This window comes from Kitasatospora sp. NBC_01539, assembly GCF_045040525.1.
Lineage (GTDB): Bacteria > Actinomycetota > Actinomycetes > Streptomycetales > Streptomycetaceae > Kitasatospora.
On sequence record NZ_CP109390.1, the window covers coordinates 6597651 to 6619677 of the forward strand.

The 22027-nt window shown below is 74.0% G+C and carries 20 protein-coding genes; 8 read left to right on the forward strand and 12 right to left on the reverse strand.

Translation table 11 applies throughout. The features are described 5' to 3' along the window. Nucleotides 1–30 precede the first annotated feature (30 nt). Nucleotides 31–1506 carry an APC family permease gene (locus tag OG335_RS28610; protein ID WP_405014012.1) on the reverse strand — a complete coding sequence of 492 codons (1476 nt, stop codon included), beginning with the start codon at nt 1504–1506 and terminating at the stop codon, nt 31–33. Between the two features lie 522 nt (nt 1507–2028). Between OG335_RS28610 and OG335_RS28615 the strand changes: the two genes are divergently transcribed. Continuing rightward, nucleotides 2029–3648, forward strand: a complete 1620-nt coding sequence (locus OG335_RS28615) for an ABC-F family ATP-binding cassette domain-containing protein (RefSeq protein ID WP_405014013.1) — start codon at nt 2029–2031, stop codon at nt 3646–3648. Nucleotides 3649–3703: 55 nt separating this feature from the next. On the opposite strand, the gene OG335_RS28620 is transcribed toward OG335_RS28615, so the two are convergent. The 3 genes from OG335_RS28620 to OG335_RS28630 form a co-directional block, all read right to left on the reverse strand. Further along, nucleotides 3704–4414 (reverse strand): Pr6Pr family membrane protein, encoded by a 711-nt coding sequence (locus OG335_RS28620; RefSeq protein ID WP_405014014.1) that lies wholly within the window; start codon nt 4412–4414, stop codon nt 3704–3706. Between the two features lie 201 nt (nt 4415–4615). Next, nucleotides 4616–6085, reverse strand: coding sequence for an endo-1,4-beta-xylanase (locus OG335_RS28625; RefSeq protein ID WP_405014015.1), 1470 nt, complete (start codon nt 6083–6085; stop codon nt 4616–4618). A gap of 177 nt (nt 6086–6262) precedes the next feature. Then, nucleotides 6263–6526, reverse strand: coding sequence for a DUF1876 domain-containing protein (locus OG335_RS28630; protein ID WP_405014016.1), 264 nt, complete (start codon nt 6524–6526; stop codon nt 6263–6265). A 169-nt stretch (nt 6527–6695) separates the two neighbouring features. On the opposite strand from OG335_RS28630, the gene OG335_RS28635 reads away from it, so the two are divergent. The 4 genes from OG335_RS28635 (at nt 6696) to OG335_RS28650 (ending at nt 12488) form a co-directional block, all read left to right on the forward strand. Then, the gene (locus OG335_RS28635) at nt 6696–7841 is read left to right on the forward strand and encodes a CaiB/BaiF CoA transferase family protein (protein ID WP_405014017.1); all 1146 of its coding nucleotides are present in this window, start codon (nt 6696–6698) and stop codon (nt 7839–7841) included. Between the two features lie 71 nt (nt 7842–7912). Beyond that, nucleotides 7913–9055, forward strand: coding sequence for an acyl-CoA dehydrogenase family protein (locus OG335_RS28640; RefSeq protein ID WP_405014018.1), 1143 nt, complete (start codon nt 7913–7915; stop codon nt 9053–9055). A gap of 23 nt (nt 9056–9078) precedes the next feature. Further along, a complete protein-coding gene (locus tag OG335_RS28645; protein WP_405014019.1) occupies nt 9079–10293 on the forward strand; it encodes an acetyl-CoA C-acetyltransferase in 1215 nt (404 codons plus the stop codon). Nucleotides 10294–10322: 29 nt separating this feature from the next. Beyond that, nucleotides 10323–12488, forward strand: coding sequence for a 3-hydroxyacyl-CoA dehydrogenase NAD-binding domain-containing protein (locus OG335_RS28650; RefSeq protein WP_405014020.1), 2166 nt, complete (start codon nt 10323–10325; stop codon nt 12486–12488). A gap of 64 nt (nt 12489–12552) precedes the next feature. Here the strand turns inward: OG335_RS28650 and OG335_RS28655 are convergent, their stop codons facing one another. Then, entirely contained in the window at nt 12553–13086 is a 534-nt protein-coding gene (locus OG335_RS28655) for a GNAT family N-acetyltransferase (protein WP_405014021.1), read from the reverse strand. Nucleotides 13087–13138: 52 nt separating this feature from the next. After that, on the reverse strand, nt 13139–13855 hold the full coding sequence (locus OG335_RS28660) for a MerR family transcriptional regulator (protein WP_405014022.1): 717 nt from the start codon (nt 13853–13855) through the stop codon (nt 13139–13141). 208 nt (nt 13856–14063) lie between these two features. Here OG335_RS28660 and OG335_RS28665 point away from each other — a divergent pair, with 208 nt between their 5' ends. Next, on the forward strand, nt 14064–14537 hold the full coding sequence (locus OG335_RS28665) for a PPOX class F420-dependent oxidoreductase (RefSeq protein ID WP_405014023.1): 474 nt from the start codon (nt 14064–14066) through the stop codon (nt 14535–14537). A 112-nt stretch (nt 14538–14649) separates the two neighbouring features. Here the strand turns inward: OG335_RS28665 and OG335_RS28670 are convergent, their stop codons facing one another. The 4 genes from OG335_RS28670 to OG335_RS28685 all read right to left on the reverse strand — a co-directional run bounded on the left by OG335_RS28670 (nt 14650) and on the right by OG335_RS28685 (nt 18235). Then, nucleotides 14650–15675 carry an isopenicillin N synthase family dioxygenase gene (locus OG335_RS28670; protein ID WP_405014024.1) on the reverse strand — a complete coding sequence of 342 codons (1026 nt, stop codon included), beginning with the start codon at nt 15673–15675 and terminating at the stop codon, nt 14650–14652. A 158-nt stretch (nt 15676–15833) separates the two neighbouring features. Next, nucleotides 15834–15908 carry a putative leader peptide gene (locus tag OG335_RS28675; protein ID WP_405015558.1) on the reverse strand — a complete coding sequence of 25 codons (75 nt, stop codon included), beginning with the start codon at nt 15906–15908 and terminating at the stop codon, nt 15834–15836. A gap of 57 nt (nt 15909–15965) precedes the next feature. Beyond that, nucleotides 15966–17561, reverse strand: coding sequence for an AMP-binding protein (locus OG335_RS28680; protein ID WP_405014025.1), 1596 nt, complete (start codon nt 17559–17561; stop codon nt 15966–15968). A 110-nt stretch (nt 17562–17671) separates the two neighbouring features. Then, nucleotides 17672–18235, reverse strand: coding sequence for a DinB family protein (locus OG335_RS28685; protein WP_405014026.1), 564 nt, complete (start codon nt 18233–18235; stop codon nt 17672–17674). Between the two features lie 321 nt (nt 18236–18556). Here OG335_RS28685 and OG335_RS28690 point away from each other — a divergent pair, with 321 nt between their 5' ends. Then, complete coding sequence (locus OG335_RS28690) at nt 18557–19696, forward strand: PP2C family protein-serine/threonine phosphatase (protein ID WP_405014027.1); 1140 nt, start codon at nt 18557–18559, stop codon at nt 19694–19696. A gap of 113 nt (nt 19697–19809) precedes the next feature. Here OG335_RS28690 and OG335_RS28695 read toward each other — a convergent pair whose 3' ends face one another. Both OG335_RS28695 and OG335_RS28700 read right to left on the reverse strand, forming a co-directional pair. Beyond that, the gene (locus tag OG335_RS28695; protein ID WP_405014028.1) at nt 19810–20214 is read right to left on the reverse strand and encodes a VOC family protein; all 405 of its coding nucleotides are present in this window, start codon (nt 20212–20214) and stop codon (nt 19810–19812) included. Nucleotides 20215–20551: 337 nt separating this feature from the next. Continuing rightward, nucleotides 20552–21244, reverse strand: a complete 693-nt coding sequence (locus OG335_RS28700; RefSeq protein WP_405014029.1) for an aspartate/glutamate racemase family protein — start codon at nt 21242–21244, stop codon at nt 20552–20554. Nucleotides 21245–21346: 102 nt separating this feature from the next. On the opposite strand from OG335_RS28700, the gene OG335_RS28705 reads away from it, so the two are divergent. Then, complete coding sequence (locus tag OG335_RS28705; RefSeq protein WP_405014030.1) at nt 21347–22027, forward strand: GNAT family N-acetyltransferase; 681 nt, start codon at nt 21347–21349, stop codon at nt 22025–22027.

Here is a 22027-nt window from a genome sequence, read left to right on the forward strand (position 1 = left end):
CGCCGGTCCGGGCCCGCGGCCCCGCCCGTGCTACACGGACGTGCCGGACACCCCGGCCGGCTCCGCCCCGGCCTGCGCGGGCACCGGCACCCGCCGCGTCCGCCGCGTCCGGCGCGCGCGGCGGGCCAGGAGCGGGTACAGCAGGACCGACCCGGCGATCACCGCGAGCCCGTACGTCACCGCCTGGGTGCCGCTCTCGACGTACTGCTGCCAGGCGGCCCAGGCGCAGACGGCGAGCAGGCTGACCACGATGCCGCCGATGCTCCACCAGCCGCCGGGGACGCGGTACGGCCGCTCCAGCTCCGGCTCCCTGATCCGCAGGGCGATCAGCGCCGCGACCTCCAGCAGGATGCCGATGTTGGTGAGGAAGACGTCGAAGATCACCAGGTTGGTGAAGCTGCTCAGGCAGAACACCGCGTAGATCGCCGAGGAGCCGACCACCGACGCGACCGGCACGCGGTAGCGGGGGCTCTCCTTCGCCAGCCAGGCCGGGAAGTAGCCGTCCCGTGCCAGCACCAGCGGCAGCCGCGAGTTCGAGGCGAGGAGCGCCGAGAACATCGCGACGGCCGCGAACATGCCGCCCAGGGTGACCGTCCACTGCAGCCAGGGGCCGGCCAGCTGCTCGGCCACGGCGGAGAACGACCCGGCCTCCCAGCTGCGCCAGCCGGCGTCGCCGTCGGGCCCGGTGGCGAGCGAGGCGACGGTGGGCAGCAGGTAGCCGACCATGATCAGGACGACCGAGACGGCCAGCGCGCGGGGCAGGTGCCGGCGGGGGTTCTCCATCTCGCCGGCGACGTTCGACACGCTGTCCCAGCCGCAGTAGTTCCACATCACGATGAATAGGCCGGCGCCGAAGGCGTTCCACGTGGACTGCCCGGCCGTCGCGGTCATCGTCCCGACCGGATCGACGCCGTCGCCGACCAGGTGCGCGATGCCGATGCCGGAGAGGATCAGCATCGGCAGCAGGCAGACCACCGCGAAGACCACCGAGGACTCGCCGACCCAGCCCGCGCCCAACAGGTTGAGCAGGGTGAACACCACGATCACCGCGAGGCAGATGAACCAGTTCAGGTCGAACTGCAGGTGACCCACCCGGAACAGCACGTGCTCGCCAGGGGCGACCGCGCCGACCAGGCTCTGCAGGTAGCTGGTGAACAGCACCGGGTAGACCGCCATGTCGACAAAGCTGCAGATCCACTGCAGCACGCCCTGCTGGAAGCCCCAGAACCGCCCCAGCCCGCGCTTGACCCAGTGGTAGTAGCCGCCCTCCTCCGGGATCGCCGTGCCGAGCTCCGCCACCACCAGCGCGTGCGGCACGCTGTAGATCAGCGGGGTGACCACGATCAGCAGGATCGCCATCCCCGGACCGGACGTCGAGAACAGCTCCTCGATGCCGTACGCGCCGCCCGAGACGCTGAAGAAGATCAGCGCCACCAGCGGCATCATCCGCACCCGCTTCGGCGCGGGACGACGGGGTGCGGCGCGGTCCACCGGCACGGTGGTCATGGTCACCTCTGAGTGATCGGGCCCGCGGGCGGTGCGGTGCGGTGCGGTGCGGTGCGGGGTGTCGGGCGGCCGGGCGGCCGGGCGGCTCGGTGGGCGGGTCCGGGCCCGGGACGGTGCCCGCCGCCCGGTGCCCGACGGCGTCCCTGGGAGTCTCGGCCCTGCGGGCCGCCGTCACAATCGATCACCGTGCCAACCGTTCGGTGACGCCTTTGACAGAGTGCCGAGGTCCGCCGGCGGCAACGGCCCCGGAAATCCCTTTGCGACCGCGCGGCGGCCTGCCTACCCTGGGACACGCACGTTCGTCCGTTCCCTCCCGTCTGGAGAAGGCCGTTGCTCGTCTGAGGTCATGAGACACCGCCCCCGCTCCCGCCGTTCACCGGCGGTCGAGTGCGTGTGAGCGTGCGACCTCGGACATGAGCCGGCCCACCCACGGTGCGCCGTGCCGTCCCCGTTCACCCCGCCGCTCCCGGTGTCTCCCGTGTTGCTCACTCACCGTTCCGAAGCAACCGCAGGAGGCCATCCATGGCTCAACCCACCACGTCCGTCCTCTGCACCGACCTGTCCTTCGAGTGGCCCGACGGCGCTCCCGTCCTGCAGAACTTCCACCTCGCCGTCGGCCCCGGCCGCACCGGGCTCATCGGCCTCAACGGGGCCGGCAAGTCGACCCTCCTGCGGCTCGTCGCCGGCGACCTCACCCCCACCTCCGGTACCGTCCGGGTCGGCGGCGAGATCGGCTACCTGCCGCAGGGCCTCACCCTCGCCCAGGACGCGCGGGTCGACGAGGCGCTCGGCATCCGGGCCGCCCGCGAGGCCCTGCACGCCATCGAGTCCGGCGACACCGACGAACGGCACTTCACCGCAGTCGGCGACGACTGGGACGTCGAGGAACGCGCCCGCGCCACCCTCGACCGGCTCGGCCTCGGACACCTCGGCCTCGACCGCACCACCGGCGAACTCTCCGGCGGCGAGACCGTGCTGCTCAACCTCGCCGGGCTGCTGGTGCGCCGCCCCGACGTCCTGCTCCTCGACGAGCCCACCAACAACCTCGACCGGTCGGCCCGCGCCCGCCTGTACGAGGCGGTGGCCACCTGGCGAGGCGTCATGGTCGTCGTCAGCCACGACCGCGAACTCCTCGCCCACGTCGACCAGATCGCCGACCTCCGGGACGGCTCCGTCACCTGGTACGGCGGCAACTTCGAGGACTACGAGAACGCCCTCGCCGCCGAACAGGAGACCGCCGAACGCCTGGTACGCAACGCCGCCGCCGACGTCCAGCGCCAGAAGCGCGACCTCGTCGACGCCCGTACGCGTCTGGAACGCAGCGCCGCGTACGGGAAGAAGAAGTCCGCCAGCCGCAACGACCCGAAGATCCTCGCCGGTGCGTTCAAGCGCAGGGCCGAGGAGACCGCGGGCCGACTGAAGGGCATGCACGCCGAACGGCTCGCCGACGCCAGGGAACGGCTCACGGCAGCCGAGGAGGCCGTCCGCGACGACGCGGAGATCCGGGTCGACCTGCCGCGCACCGCCGTCCCGGCCGGACGCACCGTGCTCACGCTCGACCGCGTCCGGCTCGCCCACCGGGTCGCCGACGGCACCCGCATCGACCTCGACCTCCGCGGGCCCGAACGCATCGCCCTGGTCGGACGCAACGGCGCCGGCAAGTCCACCCTGCTGCGCACCATCGCCGGCGAACTCGCGCCGGAGGAAGGAGAGGTGGGCACACCCGTACCGACCCGGCACCTGCCGCAGCGGCTCGACCTGCTCGACGACACGCTCAGCGTCGTCGGCAACGTCCGGGAGTTCGCCCCCACCGCCGGGGAGAACGCGATCCGGGCCAGACTGGCCCGCTTCCTCTTCCGCGGCGACCGGGCCGACCGGCCCGCCGCCACCCTCTCCGGCGGCGAACGGTTCCGGGCGACCCTCGCCGCGCTGCTCCTGGCCGAACCGCCGCCGCAGCTGCTGCTGCTCGACGAACCGACCAACAACCTGGACCTGGCGAGCGTCCGCCAGCTCACCCAGGCCCTGGCCGGCTACCAGGGCGCGCTGATCGTGGCCAGCCACGACGTGCCCTTCCTGCGCGCCCTCGGCATCACCCGCTGGCTGGAGCTGGACGGCGAGCTGCGCAGGGTCGACCCGCTGTGACGGGCGGTCCGGGGGCGCTCCGCACCTGCCGCCCGGGTGCGGAGCGCCTCCCGGGCTACGCCTCGGCGGGCTCCTGCGACTGCTCGTTCGACTGCTCGCGCGCCTGTTCCTGCGCCTGTTCCTGCGGCCGGGCGGGCCGTCGTCCGGCGAGCCGGGTGCCGAGCCGGTCGAGGCCGACCACGGCGACGCCCAGCACCACGAACTCGACGGTGAGCAGGCCCATCTGCCCCAGCACCCAGCCGTAGCCGTCGGTGGTCGGGTCGAGGAAGAAGTACGGGTACCGCAGAGGGAAGGACGGGAGGAGCGCCGCCCGCAGCTCGGTCAGGGCGGCGTACCCGAGGGGGAACGCCAGCCAGAGCGGGACGTCCTTCCACCGCGAGGCGTTGCGCGGCTTCAGGCACAGCCAGTCGGCGAGCACCATCAGCGGCGTCGTGTAGTGGAGGAAGAAGCTCGACCAGTTCTGCAGCCGGTCGGGGCCGTCGAGCAGCCCGGGCAGCGGGTTCTCCCCGTGGTTGAGCAGGATGTGCGCGACCAGGCCGGTGATCGTGATGTACAGCGTCACCGCGCCGCGCAGCCGCGGGGCGGGCGCGTCCACGGTGCCGCGCTTCACCATCCAGTACGCGGCACCGAGGAAGTAGCCGAGCACGATGACGTTGCTCTCGATGGTGAAGTACACCAGCGAGCTGTTGCTGAGGAGGATCCCCAGGAAGGCCGAGAGCGCGATCGCCGCCCGCCACCAGAGGGCCGGCCTGGTCCACACCGTCATGTGCGCTGTTCCCCGTTCCCGCCCCGGTGCCCGCGGGGGCGCGGCCCGCCGTGGGGCGGCAGGGTGGAGGGACGGGCCGGTCGCCGCACTCTACCCGCCGGTACGCGGCCGGGGAACCCGCGGTCGGACGGGCCCGGGCGGTCCCGCGGGCGGGGCCGCGGGCCGGGTGGCCCGCGACCCCGCCGCGGCGGGGTGCCGCTGTCAGACGGTGGTGCAGACGGTGCCGTTGAGGCTCAGCGAGGCGGGCACCGGGTTGCTGCCGGTCCAGCTGCCGTTGAAGCCGAAGCTGTACGAGGCGCCGGGGGCGATGCTGGTGGCCCAGCCCGGGTTCGCGGCCGTCACGGTGCTGCCGGACTGCGTGAACACCGCGCTCCAGCCCTGGGTGACCTGCTGACCGGCGGCCGGGAACTGCCAGCCGACCTGCCAGGGGCTGACCGCCGAGGTGCCGCGGTTGGTCACGGTGAGGTTGGCGGTGAAGCCGCCCGCCCACTGGTTGGCGATCTTGTACGAGGCCGTGCAGCCGCCCGTGGGGTTGGGGGACGAGCTCGGGGAGGAGCTGGGAGACGCGGACGGCGACGGGCTGGGCGACGCCGACGAGGAGGGGCTCGGGCTCGGGCTGGAGGTCGAGCCGCCGAACGCCGTCGCGACCGCCGCGTAGGCGGGCTTCGCCTGCAGGTTCTCGTCGTACAGGGTGGCCGCGCCGTAGCCGGAGAAGACGCCCGGCACCCAGGAGTCGGCGTCGTCGAGGCCCCAGACGGTCACGCCGACGCAGCGGGTGACGCCGCGGCAGGCGGTGATGACCTTGCCGTAGTCGGAGGCCTGGGCGGCGAGGGTGGTGGCGTTGGACGGCGTCTGCATGCGGATGTCGAGCTCGGTGATGGCGACGTCGACGCCGAGGTCGGCGAAGCGCTGCAGGTTGGCCTTGAGGTCGGAGGGCACCTGGCCGAGGATCAGGTGGGCCTGGAAGCCGACGCCGTCGATCGGGACGCCCTGCTGCTTCAGCGACTTGACGAGGTTGTAGAGCGCGGTGCTCTTCGCGTTGATGCCGTCGGTGTTGTAGTCGTTGATGTAGAGCTTCGCCGTCGGGTCGGCCGCGCGGGCCGCGGTGAAGGAGTCCGCGATCCAGCTGTCGCCGAGGTTGGTCTGCCAGAGGCTGGTACGGCGGGTGCCGTCGTCGTTGAAGGCCTCGTTGACGACGTCCCAGGCGTAGACCTTGCCGGCGTAGCGTCCGGCCTCGGTGGCGATGTGCTGCGACAGCATGGTCTTCAACTGGGCTGCGCTGAAACCGCCGTTGGTGATCCAGCTCGGCACCTGGCTGTGCCAGGCGAGGGTGTGGCCGCGGACGACCTGGCCGTTGGCCTGGGCGGCGGCGACGAGCCGGTCGGCGGCGGCCCAGTTGAAGTTGCCCTGACTGGGCTCGACGGCGTCCCACTTCATCGCGTTCTCGGCGGTGACCGAGTTGAACTGGCTCTTCAGGAGCGAGGCGTAGGCGGTGGAGCCGGTGAGCTTGCCGTCGGACACCGCGACGCCGATCTGGCGGCCGTCGTTGGTGGCCAGGGTGCGCAGCGGTGTGTCGGCGCCGTGCGCGGAGAGTGCGGACAGCGGGATGGCGACGGCGGCGAGCGCGGTGGCGAGGATCGCGACCAGACTGCGGCGCGTGGTGGGGGCCACGGGGGCGTCCCTTCTGCGGGTCTGTACCGGGGGGGTACTGCGACGCGCAGAAGCCCCCGGAGCATACGGGTGGTGTGGATTACTCCGAGGGGGTGGTGCAGACGCTACGGGCGGGACGCGGGCCCGTCAATGGGTCCGGCGGGGAACGGCCGGACCCGGGCCGGATGTGACGGGGGTTCAGAAGTCGATTCGGGCGGTCTCGTGGGTGCGGGTCTCGATGCCGGTGGCGGCCTTGTCGATCAGCTGGTGCGCGAGGTTGGAGCAGGCGCGGGCGGCGGCGAGTTCCTCGCCGATGGTGGAGTCGGGGGAGTCGTCGGGGTTGCGGCGGGCGATGCCGATGCCGCGGACGCCGGGGGCGCTGAAGCCGCTGAGGGAGGCCGTGCAACTGGTGCGGCTCTCGTCCTCCTCGAAGTTCAGGTCGACGATCCAGTGGTTGTGCATGCGGATCACCTTCTCTGGCGGCGGTCGTCAGCCCCAGAATCCGCCCGCGGCGCGCGCTCGGCAACGCGGGGCGCTGCGGCGGGGCGCGCGCCGGGGCCTTGTTACCGGCCGGTCACCTGCTTATCATCGCCACTGTGACAGCTTCACTGTCAAACAACGGAGGACGGCAGTGACGGAGCAGACCGCCCAGGGCCCGCTGGCCGGCGTGCGCGTGGTCGAACTCGCCGGGATCGGCCCCGGCCCGTTCGCCGCCATGCTCCTCGCCGACCTCGGCGCCGACGTCGTCCGGGTCGACCGCCCCGGCCCTCCGCCGCTCGGCCCCGCACCCGCACTCGACCTCACCAACCGCAACAAGCGGTCCGTCCTCGTCGACCTCAAGGCCCCCGGCGGCGCCGGCACCGTGCTCGACCTCGTCGAACGGGCCGACCTGCTCGTCGAGGGCTACCGCCCCGGCGTCGCCGAACGGCTCGGCGTCGGCCCCGACGCCTGCCTGGCCCGCAACCCCGCCCTCGTCTACGGCCGGATGACCGGCTGGGGCCAGGACGGCCCCCTCGCCGACCGCGCGGGCCACGACATCGGCTACATCGCCACGGCCGGCGTCCTCGACGCGGTCGGCGGCGCACCCGGCGGGCCGCCCGGCATCCCCGCCAACCTGCTCGGCGACTACGCCGGCGGCTCCCTCTACCTCGCCGTCGGCCTGCTCGCGGCCCTCCACCACGCCCGCGCCACCGGCACGGGCCAGGTGGTCGACGCCGCGATCGTCGACGGCGCCGCCCACCTCACCACCATGCTGTGGGGCCTGCGCGCCGCCGGGCACTGGCAGGACGCCCGCGGCACCAACCTCCTCGACGGCGGCGCCCCCCAGTACGGCGTGTACCGCACCGCCGACGGCGGGTACATGGCCGTCGGCGCGCTGGAACCGCAGTTCTACGCCCGGTTCGCGGAGATCCTCGGCCTCGGCGACGACGCCCCCGACCCCTGGGACGTCCCCCGCCACACCGAACTGCGCACCCGCATCGCCGACCGCTTCGCCACCCGCACCCGGGCCGCGTGGACGGCCCTCTTCGAGGGCACCGACGCCTGCACCGCCCCCGTGCTCACCGCCGGCGAGGCCGCCGACCACCCGCACCTCGCCGCCCGCGGCACGTACGTCCGCCACCACGGCGTCCCGCAGCCGGCCCCCGCCCCCCGCTTCTCCGCCACCCCCGCCGCGCTGCGCCGCCCGCCGGCCCTGCCCGGCGCGGACACGGCGGAGGTGGCCCGCGACTGGGACGTCCCCGCGCTCGCCGCCGGCCCCGCACCGCGGGACGGCTGACCGGAGACCACGCACCCCACCCCCGCCACGCACCCCACCCACGCACCGCCGACACCGCAGAGGAGCAGCAGGTGCAGCGCGAGATCTACACCGACGAGCACGAGGCCTTCCGGGAGACCGTCCGGGCGTTCCTCGCCAAGGAGGTGCTCCCGCACCACGAGCGCTGGGAGCAGGCGGGCATCGTCGACCGGGAGGCCTGGCTCGCCGCCGGCCGCCACGGGCTGCTCGGCCTGGCCGTGCCGGAGGAGTACGGCGGGGGCGGCACGCCGGACTTCCGGTTCCCGGCCGTGCTCGCCGAGGAGTTCACCCGGGCCGGTGTGAGCGGGCTGGCGATCGGGCTGCACAACGACATCGTCGGCCCGTACCTGACCTCGCTCGGCACCGAGGAGCAGAAGCGCCGCTGGCTGCCCGGATTCTGCAGCGGCGGGACCGTCACGGCGATCGCCATGACGGAGCCCGGCGCCGGGTCCGACCTGCAGGGCATCCGCACCACCGCGGTCGACGAGGGCGACCACTACCTGCTCAACGGCAGCAAGACGTTCATCTCCAACGGCATCATCTCCGACCTGGTGGTCGTCGTGGCGCGGACCACCCCGGAGGGCGGGGCGCACGGGCTGAGCCTGCTGGTCGTGGAACGCGGGACGGCGGGCTTCGGGCGGGGCCGCAACCTCGACAAGATCGGCCAGAAGGCGCAGGACACCGCGGAGCTGTTCTTCGAGGACGTCCGGGTGCCGAAGGAGAACCTCCTCGGCACGGAGAACCAGGGCTTCGTCCACCTGATGGCCAACCTCGCGCAGGAGCGGCTCGCCATCGCGGTCTCCGCCGTCGCGGGCGCCGAGCACCTGCTGGAGCTCACCACCGCGTACGTCAAGCAGCGCACCGCGTTCGGGCGGCCGCTGGCCAGGCTCCAGCACGTACGCTTCGAGATCGCCGAACTGGCCACCGAGTGCGCGGTGACCCGCACGTTCGTCGACCGGTGCATCACCGAGCACAACCGGTACGCGCTGACGCCCGTCGACGCGTCGATGGCCAAGTGGTGGGCCACCGAGCTGCAGAAGCGCACCGCCGACCGCTGCCTCCAACTGCACGGCGGATACGGCTACATGTCGGAGTACCCGGTGGCGAAGGCGTTCACCGACGGGCGCATCCAGACCATCTACGGCGGCACCACCGAGATCATGAAAGAGATCATCGGCCGCTCCCTGCTCAGCTGACGACCAGCGAAAGGCTCCCCACCGTGACCACCGAAGCGTACGTCTACGACGCCGTCCGAACCCCGCGAGGCCGGGGCAAGGCGAACGGCTCGCTGCACGGCACCAAGCCGATCGACCTCGTCGTCGGCCTGATCCACGAGATCCGGGCCAGGTTCCCCTCGCTCGACCCGGCCGCGATCGACGACATCGTGCTCGGCGTCGTCAGCCCGGTCGGCGACCAGGGCTCCGACATCGCCCGGATCGCCGCCATCGCCGCCGGCCTGCCGGACACCGTCGCGGGCGTGCAGGAGAACCGCTTCTGCGCCTCCGGCCTGGAAGCCGTCAACCTGGCGGCGGCGAAGGTCCGTTCGGGCTGGGAGGACCTGATCCTCGCCGGCGGTGTCGAGTCGATGTCGCGGGTGAAGATGGGCTCCGACGGCGGCGCCTGGGCGATGGACCCGATGACCTCGTACGAGACGGGCTTCGTGCCGCAGGGCATCGGCGCCGACCTGATCGCCACCATCGGCGGCTTCAGCCGCACCGACGTCGACGCCTTCGCCGCCGAGTCGCAGGCGCGGGCCGCGAAGGCGCAGGCCGACGGGCTGTTCGACCGCTCGGTGGTGCCCGTCCGCGACCGCAACGGCCTGGTCGTCCTCGACCGTGACGAGTTCGTCCGCCCGGGCACCACCGTGGAGACCCTGGCGGGCCTCAAGCCGTCGTTCGCGGCGATCGGCGAGATGGGCGGCTTCGACGCCGTCGCGCTGCAGAAGTACCACTGGGTGGAGTCGATCGACCACGTGCACCACGCCGGCAACTCCTCCGGCATCGTCGACGGCGCCGCGCTCGTCGCCATCGGCTCCCGCGAGATCGGCGAGCGGTACGGGCTGACGCCGCGCGCCCGCATCGTCTCCGCCGCGGTCTCCGGCTCCGAGCCCACCATCATGCTCACCGGTCCGGCGCCGGCCACCCGCAAGGCCCTCGCGAAGGCCGGACTCACCCCCGGCGACATCGACCTCGTCGAGATCAACGAGGCCTTCGCCGCCGTCGCCCTGCGCTTCATGGGCGAACTCGGCTTCTCCCACGAGCAGGTGAACGTCAACGGCGGGGCGATCGCGCTCGGCCACCCGCTCGGTGCCACCGGCGCGATGATCCTCGGCACGCTCGTCGACGAGCTGGAGCGCCGCGACCTGCGCTACGGCCTGGCCACGCTCTGCGTGGGCGGCGGCATGGGCGTCGCCACCGTCGTCGAGCGCATCTGACCACCCCCACTCCCTGGAGAGAAATCCCCATGACCGAAGCAACCGCCATCCGCTGGGAGCAGGACCGGGACGGTGTGGTCACCCTCGTCCTCGACGACCCGGCGCAGTCCGTCAACACCATGAACGCGGCCTTCACCGAGGCGTTCGACGCCGTGGTGGAGCGGCTGCGGGCCACCGAGGGCCTGCGCGGGGTGATCGTGACCTCCGCCAAGAAGACGTTCTTCGCCGGCGGCGACCTGCACCTGCTGTCGTCCGTCGGGCCCGACGACGCCGCCGCGACGTTCGAGCACGGCATGCGCATCAAGCGCGCCCTGCGCGTCCTGGAGACGCTCGGTCGGCCCGTCGTCGCCGCCGTCAACGGCGCCGCGCTCGGCGGCGGCCTGGAGATCGCGCTCGCCTGCCACCACCGGGTGGCCCTGGACGCCCCCGGCGCGAAGATCGGCCTGCCGGAGGTGACCCTCGGCCTGCTGCCCGGCGGCGGCGGCGTCGTCCGCACCGTCCGGCTGCTCGGCATCGCCGACGCCCTGCTCAAGGTGTTGCTGCAGGGGCAGCAGTACCGTCCGGCGCAGGCCCTGCAGCACGGCCTGGTCGACGAACTCGCCTCCACCCCGGAGGAGATGCTCGCCAAAGCACGTGCCTTCATCGAGGCGAACCCGGAGTCCGTGCAGCGCTGGGACGCCAAGGGATACCGCATCCCCGGCGGCACCCCGGCCACCCCGGCGCTCGCCGCCAGCCTGCCCGCCTTCCCGGCGAGTCTGCGCAAGCAGCTCGCCGGAGCGCCCTACCCGGCGCCGCGCAACATCCTCGCGGCAGCGGTCGAGGGTGCCCAGGTGGACGTCGACACGGCGATGGCGATCGAGGCCCGCTACTTCACGGAGCTCGTCACCGGGCAGACCGCGAAGAACATGATCCAGGCGTTCTTCTTCGACATGCAGGCCGTCAACTCCGGTGCCGGACGCCCGAAGGACGTCCCCGCCCGGCCGGTCACGAAGGTCGCGGTGCTCGGTGCCGGGATGATGGGCGCGGGCATCGCGTACTCCTGCGCCAGGGCCGGTCTCCAGGTGCTGCTCAAGGACGTCACCCCGGAGGCGGCGGAACGCGGGAAGGCCTACTCCGCAAGCCTGCTGGACAAGGCCGTGGCGCGCGGCCGCACCACCCCGGAGGAGCGCGAGGCGCTGCTCGCCCGGATCACCCCGACCGCCGACGCGGCCGACCTCGCGGGCTGCGACGCCGTCGTCGAGGCGGTCTTCGAGAACCCGGAGCTCAAGCACAAGGTCTTCCAGGAGGTGCAGGACGTCGTCGCCCCGGACGCCCTGCTCTGCTCGAACACCTCCACCCTCCCGATCGGCCTGCTCGCCGAAGGCGTCTCGCGGCCCGCCGACTTCATCGGCCTGCACTTCTTCTCGCCGGTCGACAAGATGCCGCTCGTCGAGATCATCAAGGGCGCCCGCACCGGCGACGAGGCGCTCGCGCGGGCCTTCGACCTCGTGCGGCAGATCCGGAAGACGCCGATCGTCGTCAACGACTCCCGCGGCTTCTTCACCTCGCGCGTCATCGGCCAGTTCATCAACGAGGGCGTCGCCATGGTCGGCGAGGGCCTCGACCCGGTCTCCGTCGAGCAGGCCGCCGCGCAGGCCGGCTACCCGGCGAAGGTGCTCTCGCTGATGGACGAGCTCACCCTCACCCTGCCGCGCAAGATCCGCAACGAGTCGCGGCGGGCCGTCGAGGACGCCGGCGGCAGCTGGACGGCCCACCCGGCCGACACCGTGATCGACCGGATGGTCGACGAGTTCGACCGCACCGGCCGCAGCGGCGGCGCCGGCTTCTACGAGTACGCGGACGGCCGCCGCACCCGCCTCTGGCCCGGCCTGCGCGAGCACTTCACCCGGCCCGGCACGGAGATCCCGTTCGAGGACATGAAGGAGCGGATGCTCTTCGCCGAGGCCCTGGACTCCGTCCGCTGCCTGGAGGAGAACGTCCTCACCTCCGTCGCCGACGCCAACGTGGGCTCCATCCTCGGCATCGGCTTCCCCGCGTGGACGGGTGGCGTGCTGCAGTACATCAACGGCTACGACGGCGGCCTTCCCGGATTCGTCGCCCGTGCAAGGGAGTTGGCCGCCGCCTACGGCGACCGCTTCCTCCCGCCGCCGCTGCTGGAGGCGATGGCCGCCGACGACCGCACGTTCCGCGACTGACGGCTGACGACTGACGGCCGAACGGCTGACGGCCGCGCGCCCGCCGGGGCAGGGCGCACGGCCGTCAGCCGTGACGGCCGATCCGGTGGAGCACGTTCGGGCGGAGCGGTCCCTCGGGGGCGTCCGGGTCGTCGAAGTCGTCCGCCGGGTCGCGGGTCATCCCGAGGCGCCGCATGACGGCCTGCGAGCGGTGGTTGGCGGCGGTGGTGACGGCGAGGATCTCGGGGAGCCCGAGCGTGTCGAAGCCGAGGGCGAGGCAGGCGCGGGCGGCTTCGGTGGCGTAGCCGTGGCCCCAGGCCTCCCGGGCGAGGCGCCAGCCGATCTCGACCCCGGTGAAGGGGAGACCGGGGTCGACGTCGTCGAGGCCGGCGAAGCCGATGAAGGTGCCGGTGGCGGTGGTCTCGACGGCCCACCAGCCGTAGCCGCGGGCCGCGAACTCCGCGCGGAAGGCGGCCACGGAGGCGTCGGCCTGCGCGCGGGACAGGACGGGGCCGAGGTGCCGGCGCACCTCGGGGTCGGCGTTCATGGCGGCCCAGGGGGCGAGGTCGGAGTCCTGCCACGGCCGGAGGGTGAGGCGGGCGGTGCGGAGTACGGTCATGCGGCCACCCAAGCGCCGGGCGGGGCCGCGGTCCAGCCGTTTTCGCCGCAGGTCAGTCGGTGCCGCCGGCGAGCTCGTCGGCGAGGGAGCGCTGGAAGGCGGTGACGATGGCCTGCACGACCATGGGCTGGATGCGGTCGGCGAGGCTCTTCATGTGCGCGAGGGCGTCGGGGTCGGGGCCGCTCTCGCGGTAGGGCTTCCACACGGTGTCGCGGAAGAGGCGGTGCAGGTCGTGGGCGGTGGCCCGGCTGTGCAGGCGGACGACGGCGCGGGCGGCCAGCAGGGTCTCCAGCGGGATGGGCACGTCGAGGATGCGGACGCCGAGCGGCAGCAGTCCCGGGTCGGTCTTGAAGACGTCGGGGTCGTCGGTGCGGTGGAGGGCGCCCATGGCCACGAGCCGGTCGACGTCCGCGTCGGAGAGCTCGCGGCCGACCCGGCGGGCGAGTTGGGCGCGCCCGGCCTCCTCGGCCGCCTCGGGTGTCCAGGAGGCGACCAGGGCGCGGTGGATGGCGAGGTCCAGCGAGCCGATGTCCTCGGGGAGTTGGGCGAGGTAGCGTTCGATGGCGGCCAACGTGAGGCCCTGCCGCTGGAGTTCCTCGATGAGTTCGAGCCGGCCGAGGTGTTCCGGGCCGTAGAGGCCGACCCGGCGGGGGCCGAGCTCGGGCGGCGGCAGGAGCCCCTTGGCGGCGTAGAAGCGGAGGGTCCGGACGGTCACCCCGGCGCGCGCGGCCAGCTCGTCGACGGTCAGCCGCGGCACGTCCGTGGTCATCCTCTGCCCTCTTCCGCCCTGGCCGGCCGTCCCGCGCGGGGCGGCCGGTGCTGCTCCCGGTGCCGGTCCCGCCCGGTGCAGCAGTCCTGCTGGGACAGTAGCAGTGGGACAGTGCCCCGCGGCGGCCGCCCGGCTCCCGTCCGCGGCGTCGGCGGGTCGTGCCCGTCCGGCTCTCCCGCGTGCGGGAAAGCGCTCTACGCTGATCGCCATGAGCCCTTCGATCGCCACCAGCACCCGGGTGGGGCTGGACGAACTGCTGGAGTTCGTCCGCCCCCGGCACCGTGCCCTCCTCCTGACCCGCCGGGCCGACGGCAGCCCGCAGGCGTCGCCGCTGACCTGCGGGGTCGACGCGGAGGGACGCATCGTCGTCTCGACCTACCCTGAGCGGGCGAAGACCCGCAACGCCCGGCGGGACGCCGCGGTCAGCGTGGTGGTGCTCTCCGACGAGTGGGACGGCCCGTGGGTGCAGATCGACGGCGAGGCCGAGGTGATCGACGTGCCCGAGTCGGTCGAGCCGCTGGTCGAGTACTTCCGCACCATCGCGGGCGAGCACCCGGACTGGGACGAGTACCGCGCGGCGATGGTGCGGCAGGGCAAGTCGCTGATCCGCGTCACCCCGCGCCGCTGGGGCCCGGTCGCGACGGGCGGCTTCCCGGCCCGGCTGGTGCCGGACGCGCAGTAGGCGCACGCCGCGCACGGACGCCCCCGGCCCGACCGCCGGGGGCGTCCGCACACGCTCACGGGCCGAGCCGGGGGCCGGGCCGGGGGCCGGGCCGGGGGCCGGGCGGGGGTGGTCAGGCCGCCGTGAGCGGCAGCAGGTCGGCGTGGTGGCGGCGGGTCACCTCGGGGTGGGCCCGCAGGTAGCCCTTGAGCTCGTTGCGTCCGAACTCGGCGTAGAGCGGGTTCGCCGGGTCCTCGGTCGCGCCGGGCGCGTGGTGGGCCTGCGGGAAGTCGAGCGGTTCGACGTGGGCGTCCAGGCGCGGGTTGTAGAAGAACGGCACGGAGAACCGCTCCCGGGCGCCGGGCGGGCTGACCACGCGGTGGCTGGTGGCCTTGAGGTAGCCGTCGGTGGCGACCTCCAGCAGTTCGCCCAGGTTGACGACGAAGGCGCCCTCCATCGGGGGCACTTCGAGGTACGAGCCGTCCGCGCGCTCCACCTGGAGGCCGCCGACGGTGTCCTGGAGGAGCAGGGTGATGAAGCCGTAGTCCTTGTGCGAGCCGACGCCCTGCGCGGTGCCGTCCGGGGCGGTGCCGGGGTAGCGGACGAGCTTGAGGCGCAGGTGCGGGTGGCCGTCGAAGGCGTCGTCGTAGAAGTCGGCGCGGGCGCCGATGGCGGTGAGCAGCTCGTGCAGGAGGCGCCGTCCGACGCCGCCGAGGCGGTCGATCCAGTGCAGGGCGGCCTCGCGCAGTTCGGGCAGCGCGGCCGGCCACTGGTTGGGGCCCTCCAGCCACCAGTACGGCGGTTCGCCGCGGTGGGGCACGTGCGGGGGCAGCTCCGCGCCGATGTCGAGCTGGTCGCGCCAGTCGCGGCTGCCGCCGGTGCGTTCGTCGCCGGTGCGGGTGTAGCCGCGGAAGTGCGGCGAGTTGAGGTTGCTGACGGCGAGCCGGTCGGCCTCCGGGAGGGCGAAGAAGGCGTGCATCGCCGCGGTGAGGGCGCCGGTCTCGGCCGGGGTGACGCCGTGCCCGACGAGCTGGAAGAAGCCGACCTCGGTGGCGGCGGCCCGGAGTCCGGCGTGGAGCCGGGCGCGCTCCTCGGGGCCGCCGTCCGCGAGGGACAGGTCGATCACGGGGAGGCCGGTGCTGGGGGACTGCTGGGTCATGGGTGACATCCCTGGGGTGTCGGTGCCCCGGACGGGCCCGGTGGTCACCGGGGGTGCTGCCGCTGCCGGGCCGGGGTGCGGCCGGTGCAGCGGTGCCGGGGGAGTCTGTGTGCCCTGGGCCGGGGATCTGCCCCGTACAGGGCGGAGGGCGAGCGGGGTCAGCCGGAGCGTCGACAGGACGCGCTCGTGACGCGGAGCAGGTCCACGTGGCGACGGCGAACGAGAAGGAGCACGTCAACCAGCGTAACGGACCGCGACCGGCGGTGGCCGGGCCCGTCGGGGCCGGGGGCTCACGCGGTGAGCGCGCGGGCCGCCCGTTCGCGGAGCTCGTTCTTTCTGACCTTGCCGCTGACCGTCATGGGGAAGGCGTCGACCACGTGCACGTGGCGGGGGGTCTTGTAGTGGGCGAGCCGTCCGTGGCAGTACGCGGCGACCTCGTCGGCGGTGAGGCCGGCGGCCGGGTCGCGGAGCACCACGAAGGCGCAGACCTCCTCGCCGTACCGCGGGTCGGGCACGCCGACCACCTGGACGTCGGCGATCGCGGGGTGGGTGTGCAGGAACTCCTCGATCTCGCGCGGGTAGACGTTCTCGCCGCCGCGGATGATCATGTCCTTGATCCGGCCGACGACGGCCAGGTAGCCGTCCGGCCGCATGACGGCGAGGTCGCCGGTGTGCATCCAGCCCCCGGGGTCGACCACCTCGGCGGTGCGGACGGGGTCGTCCCAGTAGCCGAGCATGACGGAGTAGCCGCGGGTGCAGAGCTCGCCGGTCTCGCCGCGGGCGACGGTGCCGCCGGTGTCCGGGTGGACGACCTTGACCTCCAGGTGCGGCAGCACGCGTCCGACCGTGCCGGTGCGGTGGTCGAGGTCGTCGTCGCGCCGGGTCTGCGTGGAGACGGGCGAGGTCTCGGTCATGCCGTACGCGATGGCGACCTCGGCCATGTGCATCTCGGTCTGCACCCGCTTCATCACCTCGACCGGGCACGGCGAACCGGCCATGATGCCGGTGCGCAGCGAGGTGAGGTCGTACCCGGCGAAGTCCGGGAGGCCGAGCTCGGCGATGAACATCGTCGGCACGCCGTAGAGCGAGGTGGCGCGTTCGGCGGCGACCGCGTGCAGGGCGGCGGCCGGGTCGAAGCCCTGGCCCGGCAGGACGACGCAGGCGCCGTGGGTGAGGGCCGCGAGGTTGCCCATGACCATGCCGAAGCAGTGGTAGAGCGGCACGGGCAGGCAGATCCGGTCGTGCTCGGTGTAGCCGACGAGTTCGCCCACCCAGTGGCCGTTGTTGAGGATGTTGCGGTGCGAGAGGGTGGCGCCCTTGGGGAAGCCGGTGGTGCCGGAGGTGTACTGGATGTTGATCGGGTCGTCGGGGGAGAGGTCGTCGGGCAGGGTGCCGTCGCCGTCGAGTTCCTGCCACGCCGGGTCGCCGATCCAGAGCGTCTCGCGGAGGCCGGGGCACTGCCCGCGGACCTCGGCCACCATGGCCCGGTAGTCGCTGGTGCGGTAGGCGGGCTGCGCGACGAGCAGGCTCACCCCGGACCGGTCGAGCGCGTACGCCAGCTCGTGCGTCCGGTAGGCGGGGTTGATCGTGACGAGGATCGCGCCGAGCCGGGCGGTGGCGTACTGCACGAGCACCCATTCGGGGCAGTTGAGCGCCCAGATGCCGACCCGGTCGCCCCGGCCGACACCGCGCGCCTGCAGGCCGCGGGCCACCCGGTCGACGTCGTGGGCGAGTTCGGCGTACGTCCAGCGGCGTCCGCTCGGCACGTCGACCAGCGCCTCGCGGCCGGGGAACGCGGCGGCGGTGCGGGCCAGGCACCGGCCGATCGTCTCGTCCAGCAGCGGGACGTCCGTCCGTCCGCGCGCGTGGGACGCCTGCTCGGTCACCGTCGACCTCCTGGCCGGGGGGTTGTGCTGCCGGGACCAAGGCTCGTCAGCGGGCGGCCCTCCGTCAAGGGTGCCCGCCGCGGCCCGGCGGTGCGGGAACGGGACGGGGGTCAGAAGCCCGTCGCGCCGTCCAGTCGCTCGCGCAGCAGGTCGGCGTGGCCGTCGTGGCGGGCGTACTCGGCGATCAGGTGCACCAGGATGCGGCGCAGGGCGACGGGCTGCCCGGTGGCCCGGTGCACACCGGTGGCGTCCAGCGAGGGCGCGGCGGCGACGATCTCCCGGGAGCGCTCGCACCGGGCCCGCCAGACGGCCAGCGCCTCGGCCGGGTCGCCGTCGAGGTGCTCGAAGTCCTGGTCGGGATCCTCGTCGGAGTAGTAGATCATCGGCTCGTCGGCCCCGGCGAACTGCAGGTGCAGCCACCACTGCTCCACCCCGGCGAGGTGCCGCACCAGGCCGTGCAGGGTCAGCGCGGACGGCGGCACGGCGTGCTCCGACAGCTGCGCGGCCGTGAGCCCGGCGCACTTCAGCGCGAGCGTCTCGCGGTGGTGGTCCAGGTAGGCGGTGAGGATCTCGCGCTCGTCGCCGACCAGGGGCAGCGGCGGCCGCGCGCCCCCGTCGGCCCAGGCCTGGGCGTAGTTCTGCGGGGGGATCTCGGGTGTCGGGTGGTCGGTCATCCCGGCAGCCTCGCACGCCCTGCCGACACCGGCGGCCAGGACGCCCCGCCGTGCGGGAAGGACAGCCGCTGCGCCCCGCCTCGCCTCGCTCCGCGGCCGTGCCCGCCGTGCCCGCGGCCGTGTACCCGGTCCGGGTCGAGCCGCCGGCTCCGCCCCGGTCCGTGGTGACGCCTCGTCAGGGACTCCCGGCCGCAGGTGCGCGTGCGTGCCGGTCTGCGGCAGGCGGTCCGGGATCACGGCCGGTGCGGCCGGAGGGCCGCCCGCCGGGGTGCCGCCGTGTCACGGGATGTCGCCGGGGCCGCCCGGGTGCAGGGTGGAGGGATGACGGTGCACGGACGGCGGCGCCCCGGGGCCCTGAGCGGTGACTGGCAGCGCGCCCACGCGCTCGTGGTGATCCCGCTCGGCCTCATCGTGCTGATCTCGGTGATCGACATCGCCTCACCGGACACCATCCACCTCGGCCCGCTGCTGGTGGTGGCCCCGGCCATCACCGCCTCCTTCGCCGGACCCCGGCTGACCTGCCTGATCGGCGCCCTCGCGGTGGCCGCCCAGGTGTTCATCGGGATCTTCCACGGCGGGCTCTTCACCACCAACCACGAGACGCAGATCATCGCGCTGGTGCTGGTCTCCACCCTGATCGTCCTCTACTGCCGGGTGCGGGAGCACCGCGGCCGAGAGCTGACCCGGGTGCGGTCGGTGTCGGAGACCGTCCAGCGGGTGCTGCTGCGCCCCCTGCCCGAACGGCTCGGACCGCTGCGGCTCGCCGCCCTCTACCTCGCCGCCGAGGACGAGGCCCTGCTCGGCGGCGACCTGTACGCCGCCACCCGGGTGCCCGGTGCCACCCGGGTGCTCATCGGCGACGTCCGCGGCAAGGGCCTGCCCGCCGTCGAGGACACCGGGCAGGTGCTCGGCGCGTTCCGGGTGCTCGCCCACCACCACGACGGCCTGCCCGAGCTCGCGACCGCCCTCGACGCGGCCTTCCGCCGCCATCTCGCGGAGGAGACGGCCTGTGACAGCGGCACCCGGCCGGAGGCCGGGGACGACATCGCGGAGCGCTTCGTCACCGTGATCCTCGCCGACCTGCCCGACGACCCCGGGCAGCCCGTCCTGATCGCCAACTGCGGCCACCCGCCGCCCCTGCTCCTCGCCCCGGGACGCCCCGTGCGCGAGCTCGACCCCGGCGCCGAGGCGCCGCCGATCGGGCTCGGCGCGCTCCCCGGCGTCCGCTACCGGCAGGACGCCTTCACCGTCGGCCCCGGCGAGACCCTGCTGCTCCACACCGACGGGGTCACCGAGGCCCGGGACGGCCGGCGGTCGTTCTACCCGCTCGCCGAGCGGGCCGCCGAGTGGGCCGGGGCCGCCCCGGCGGACCTGCTGGACCACCTCCGCCGCGACCTGCTGGCGTACGTCGGCGGGCGGCTGAAGGACGACGCCGCGGCCGTCGCGGTGAAGCGCGCCTGAACGCCGGTCCGGGCGCCGTCCGGGGGCTGCTGTTCACGGGCAGCTGTTCGAGGGCCGCTGTTCGGGGGCCGCTGTTCACGGGCCCCGGGGCCGGCGGCACCGGTTTTCGGTGGTCAGCCGGCGGCGGGGCGCTCCTGGACGGCCCAGCCGTTGCCGTCCGGGTCGCTGAAGAACACGAAGGAGTTCCAGTCGCCGCCCTTGCCCTCGGCGCGGACGCCGTCGTCGAAGTGCTGCACCGGGCCGACCTCCACGCCTCCGGCGACGAGCGCGGCGCGGGCGGCGTCGATGTCGTCGACCACGAGCTGCAGGCCCTGCATCGAGCCGGGCTGCGACTCGCTCATCCCGGTGCCGATGATGATCGAGCAGGCCGAGCCGGGCGGGGTCAGCTGCACGACGCGGGCCTGCTCGCCGATGCGGGTGTCGGTGTCGACGGCGAAGCCGACCTGCTCGGCGTAGAAGTGCTTGGCGCGGTCCACGTCGGCCACGGGCACCACCACCACTTCGAGTCTCCAGTCCACGGCTCCGCGCCTCCTGCTCGTCCGGCCCTGCTGCCCTCCGACCCACTGTGCTCGATGGTGCACGCCGCGCCCCGACCGACACGCAGGGTGCCCGTACGCGTGTTTCTGCAGCTCAGTCAGGTGGTTCGGACGTGAAGAACGGCGAACGGATGTCCAGGCCCGGGGGCGTGCCCCTTTTCGAAAACGTGTTCGCACGGTCGGTGGCGGGCGGGTCGCCGCCGGGTCGCCCCCGACCGGGCCGGCCTGCCGATCCGCGGCCACGTCGAGCGCCACCACGGTGCCGCCAACCTCGTCGCCACCCGCCTCGACCCGCTCCGGATCGGCCTCTGGCGTGCGGTCAGCCGTCCAGTGCGGCCGCCACCGCGGCCTCGGCGTGCAGCCGCGTCGTGGGGAACACCGGCACCGGGCTGTCCTCCGCGCCGATCAGCAGCTCGATCTCCGTGCAGCCCAGCACCACGCCCTCGGCGCCGCGCGCGACGAGCGCCGCGATCACCTCCCGGTACGCGGCCCGCGACCCCTCGCGCACCACGCCCAGGCACAGCTCCTCGTAGATCACCCGGTGCACCTCGGCCCGTTCGGGGGCGTCCGGCACCAGCACGTCCAGCCCGTGGCCGGCCAGCCGGCCCCGGTAGAAGTCCTGCTCCATGGTGAACGCCGTGCCGAGCAGCCCGACCCGGCGGACCCCCGCGGCGCGGACGGCGGCGGCCGTCGTGTCGGCCAGGTGCAGCAGCGGCACGTCGACCGCGGCGGCCACCTGCCCGGCCACCTTGTGCATGGTGTTGGTGCAGATCAGCAGCAGGTCGGCGCCGGCGGCCTCCAGGGCCCGTGCCGCACCGGCGAGCACCTCGCCCGCCTCCTCCCAGCGGCCGGCCGTCTGCAGCCGCTCGATCTCCGCGAAGTCCACCGAGTACAGCACGCACCGTGCCGAGTGCAGCCCGCCCAGCCGCTCCCGCGTCAGTTCGTTCAGCAGCCGGTAGTAGGCGGCGGTCGACTCCCAGCTCATGCCGCCGATCAGCCCGATCGTCCTCATCGCGCCACTCTCGCACACGGGGTGCCGGGCCCGGCGCCCGGTGGGCGGACCGGCACAAAACCGCTGGCCCGGGCCGCCCGCCGGGGGGTAGGACTGTGGTCCATGACGCCTGCCGCCGCCGCTGCCCTGCCCGCCGCTGCCCTGCCCGCCGCTGCCCTGTCCGCCGCTGCCCTGTCCGACGCCCCGCCCGGGCCCGGGCCCGGTTTCACCGCCACCGCGCTGGACCTCGACGGCCTGCGGCTCGCCCCGTGGGGCGTGGACCTCTCGCTGGAGGTCCACGCCGCCGCGGTGGAGCGTCTCGCGGCCGACCCGGAGACGGCGCGGTGGAACCCGGTGAAGCTCGCCTCGTTCGCCGAGTGGCTGGACGCCCGGGCCGCAGGCTGGCAGGACGGCGACCAGGCCGCGTTCGCCGTCCTCGACGCCGGGGGAGCCCTGCTGGGGACCGCCGGGATGCACTGGAGCACCCGCGACGACGGGCAGGCCGAGCTCGGCTACCGCCTGCTCCCGGAGGCCCGCGGCCGCGGGGCGGCGACCCGGGCGACCGCGGCGCTCGCCGCCTGGGCGTTCGCCGGGGCCGGGGCGCGCCGGATCGAGGTGATCCACGCGGTGGCCAACCCGGCCTCCTGCCGGGTCGCCGAACGCTGCGGCTTCCTGTTGGAGGGCACGATGCGGGCGTCGTACCGCTACGGCGACGGGGTGCACCACGACGAGCACCTGCACGCCCGCCTGGCCGGCGACCCGGAGCCCGTCCTGCCCGTCCTTCCGGGCGGGCCCGCCCGCTGA

What these genes read in the sequence shown, in the direction of transcription:
- OG335_RS28610 (WP_405014012.1), bottom strand. Translation starts at nt 1,506, where the DNA reads ATGACCACCGTGCCGGTGGACCGCGCCGCACCCCGTCGTCCCGCGCCG.
- OG335_RS28615 (WP_405014013.1), top strand. Translation starts at nt 2,029, where the DNA reads ATGGCTCAACCCACCACGTCCGTCCTCTGCACCGACCTGTCCTTCGAG.
- OG335_RS28620 (WP_405014014.1), bottom strand. Translation starts at nt 4,414, where the DNA reads ATGACGGTGTGGACCAGGCCGGCCCTCTGGTGGCGGGCGGCGATCGCG.
- OG335_RS28630 (WP_405014016.1), bottom strand. Translation starts at nt 6,526, where the DNA reads ATGCACAACCACTGGATCGTCGACCTGAACTTCGAGGAGGACGAGAGC.
- OG335_RS28650 (WP_405014020.1), top strand. Translation starts at nt 10,323, where the DNA reads ATGACCGAAGCAACCGCCATCCGCTGGGAGCAGGACCGGGACGGTGTG.
- OG335_RS28655 (WP_405014021.1), bottom strand. Translation starts at nt 13,086, where the DNA reads ATGACCGTACTCCGCACCGCCCGCCTCACCCTCCGGCCGTGGCAGGAC.
- OG335_RS28660 (WP_405014022.1), bottom strand. Translation starts at nt 13,855, where the DNA reads ATGACCACGGACGTGCCGCGGCTGACCGTCGACGAGCTGGCCGCGCGC.
- OG335_RS28665 (WP_405014023.1), top strand. Translation starts at nt 14,064, where the DNA reads ATGAGCCCTTCGATCGCCACCAGCACCCGGGTGGGGCTGGACGAACTG.
- OG335_RS28670 (WP_405014024.1), bottom strand. Translation starts at nt 15,675, where the DNA reads ATGACCCAGCAGTCCCCCAGCACCGGCCTCCCCGTGATCGACCTGTCC.
- OG335_RS28685 (WP_405014026.1), bottom strand. Translation starts at nt 18,235, where the DNA reads ATGACCGACCACCCGACACCCGAGATCCCCCCGCAGAACTACGCCCAG.
- OG335_RS28690 (WP_405014027.1), top strand. Translation starts at nt 18,557, where the DNA reads ATGACGGTGCACGGACGGCGGCGCCCCGGGGCCCTGAGCGGTGACTGG.
- OG335_RS28700 (WP_405014029.1), bottom strand. Translation starts at nt 21,244, where the DNA reads ATGAGGACGATCGGGCTGATCGGCGGCATGAGCTGGGAGTCGACCGCC.
- OG335_RS28705 (WP_405014030.1), top strand. Translation starts at nt 21,347, where the DNA reads ATGACGCCTGCCGCCGCCGCTGCCCTGCCCGCCGCTGCCCTGCCCGCC.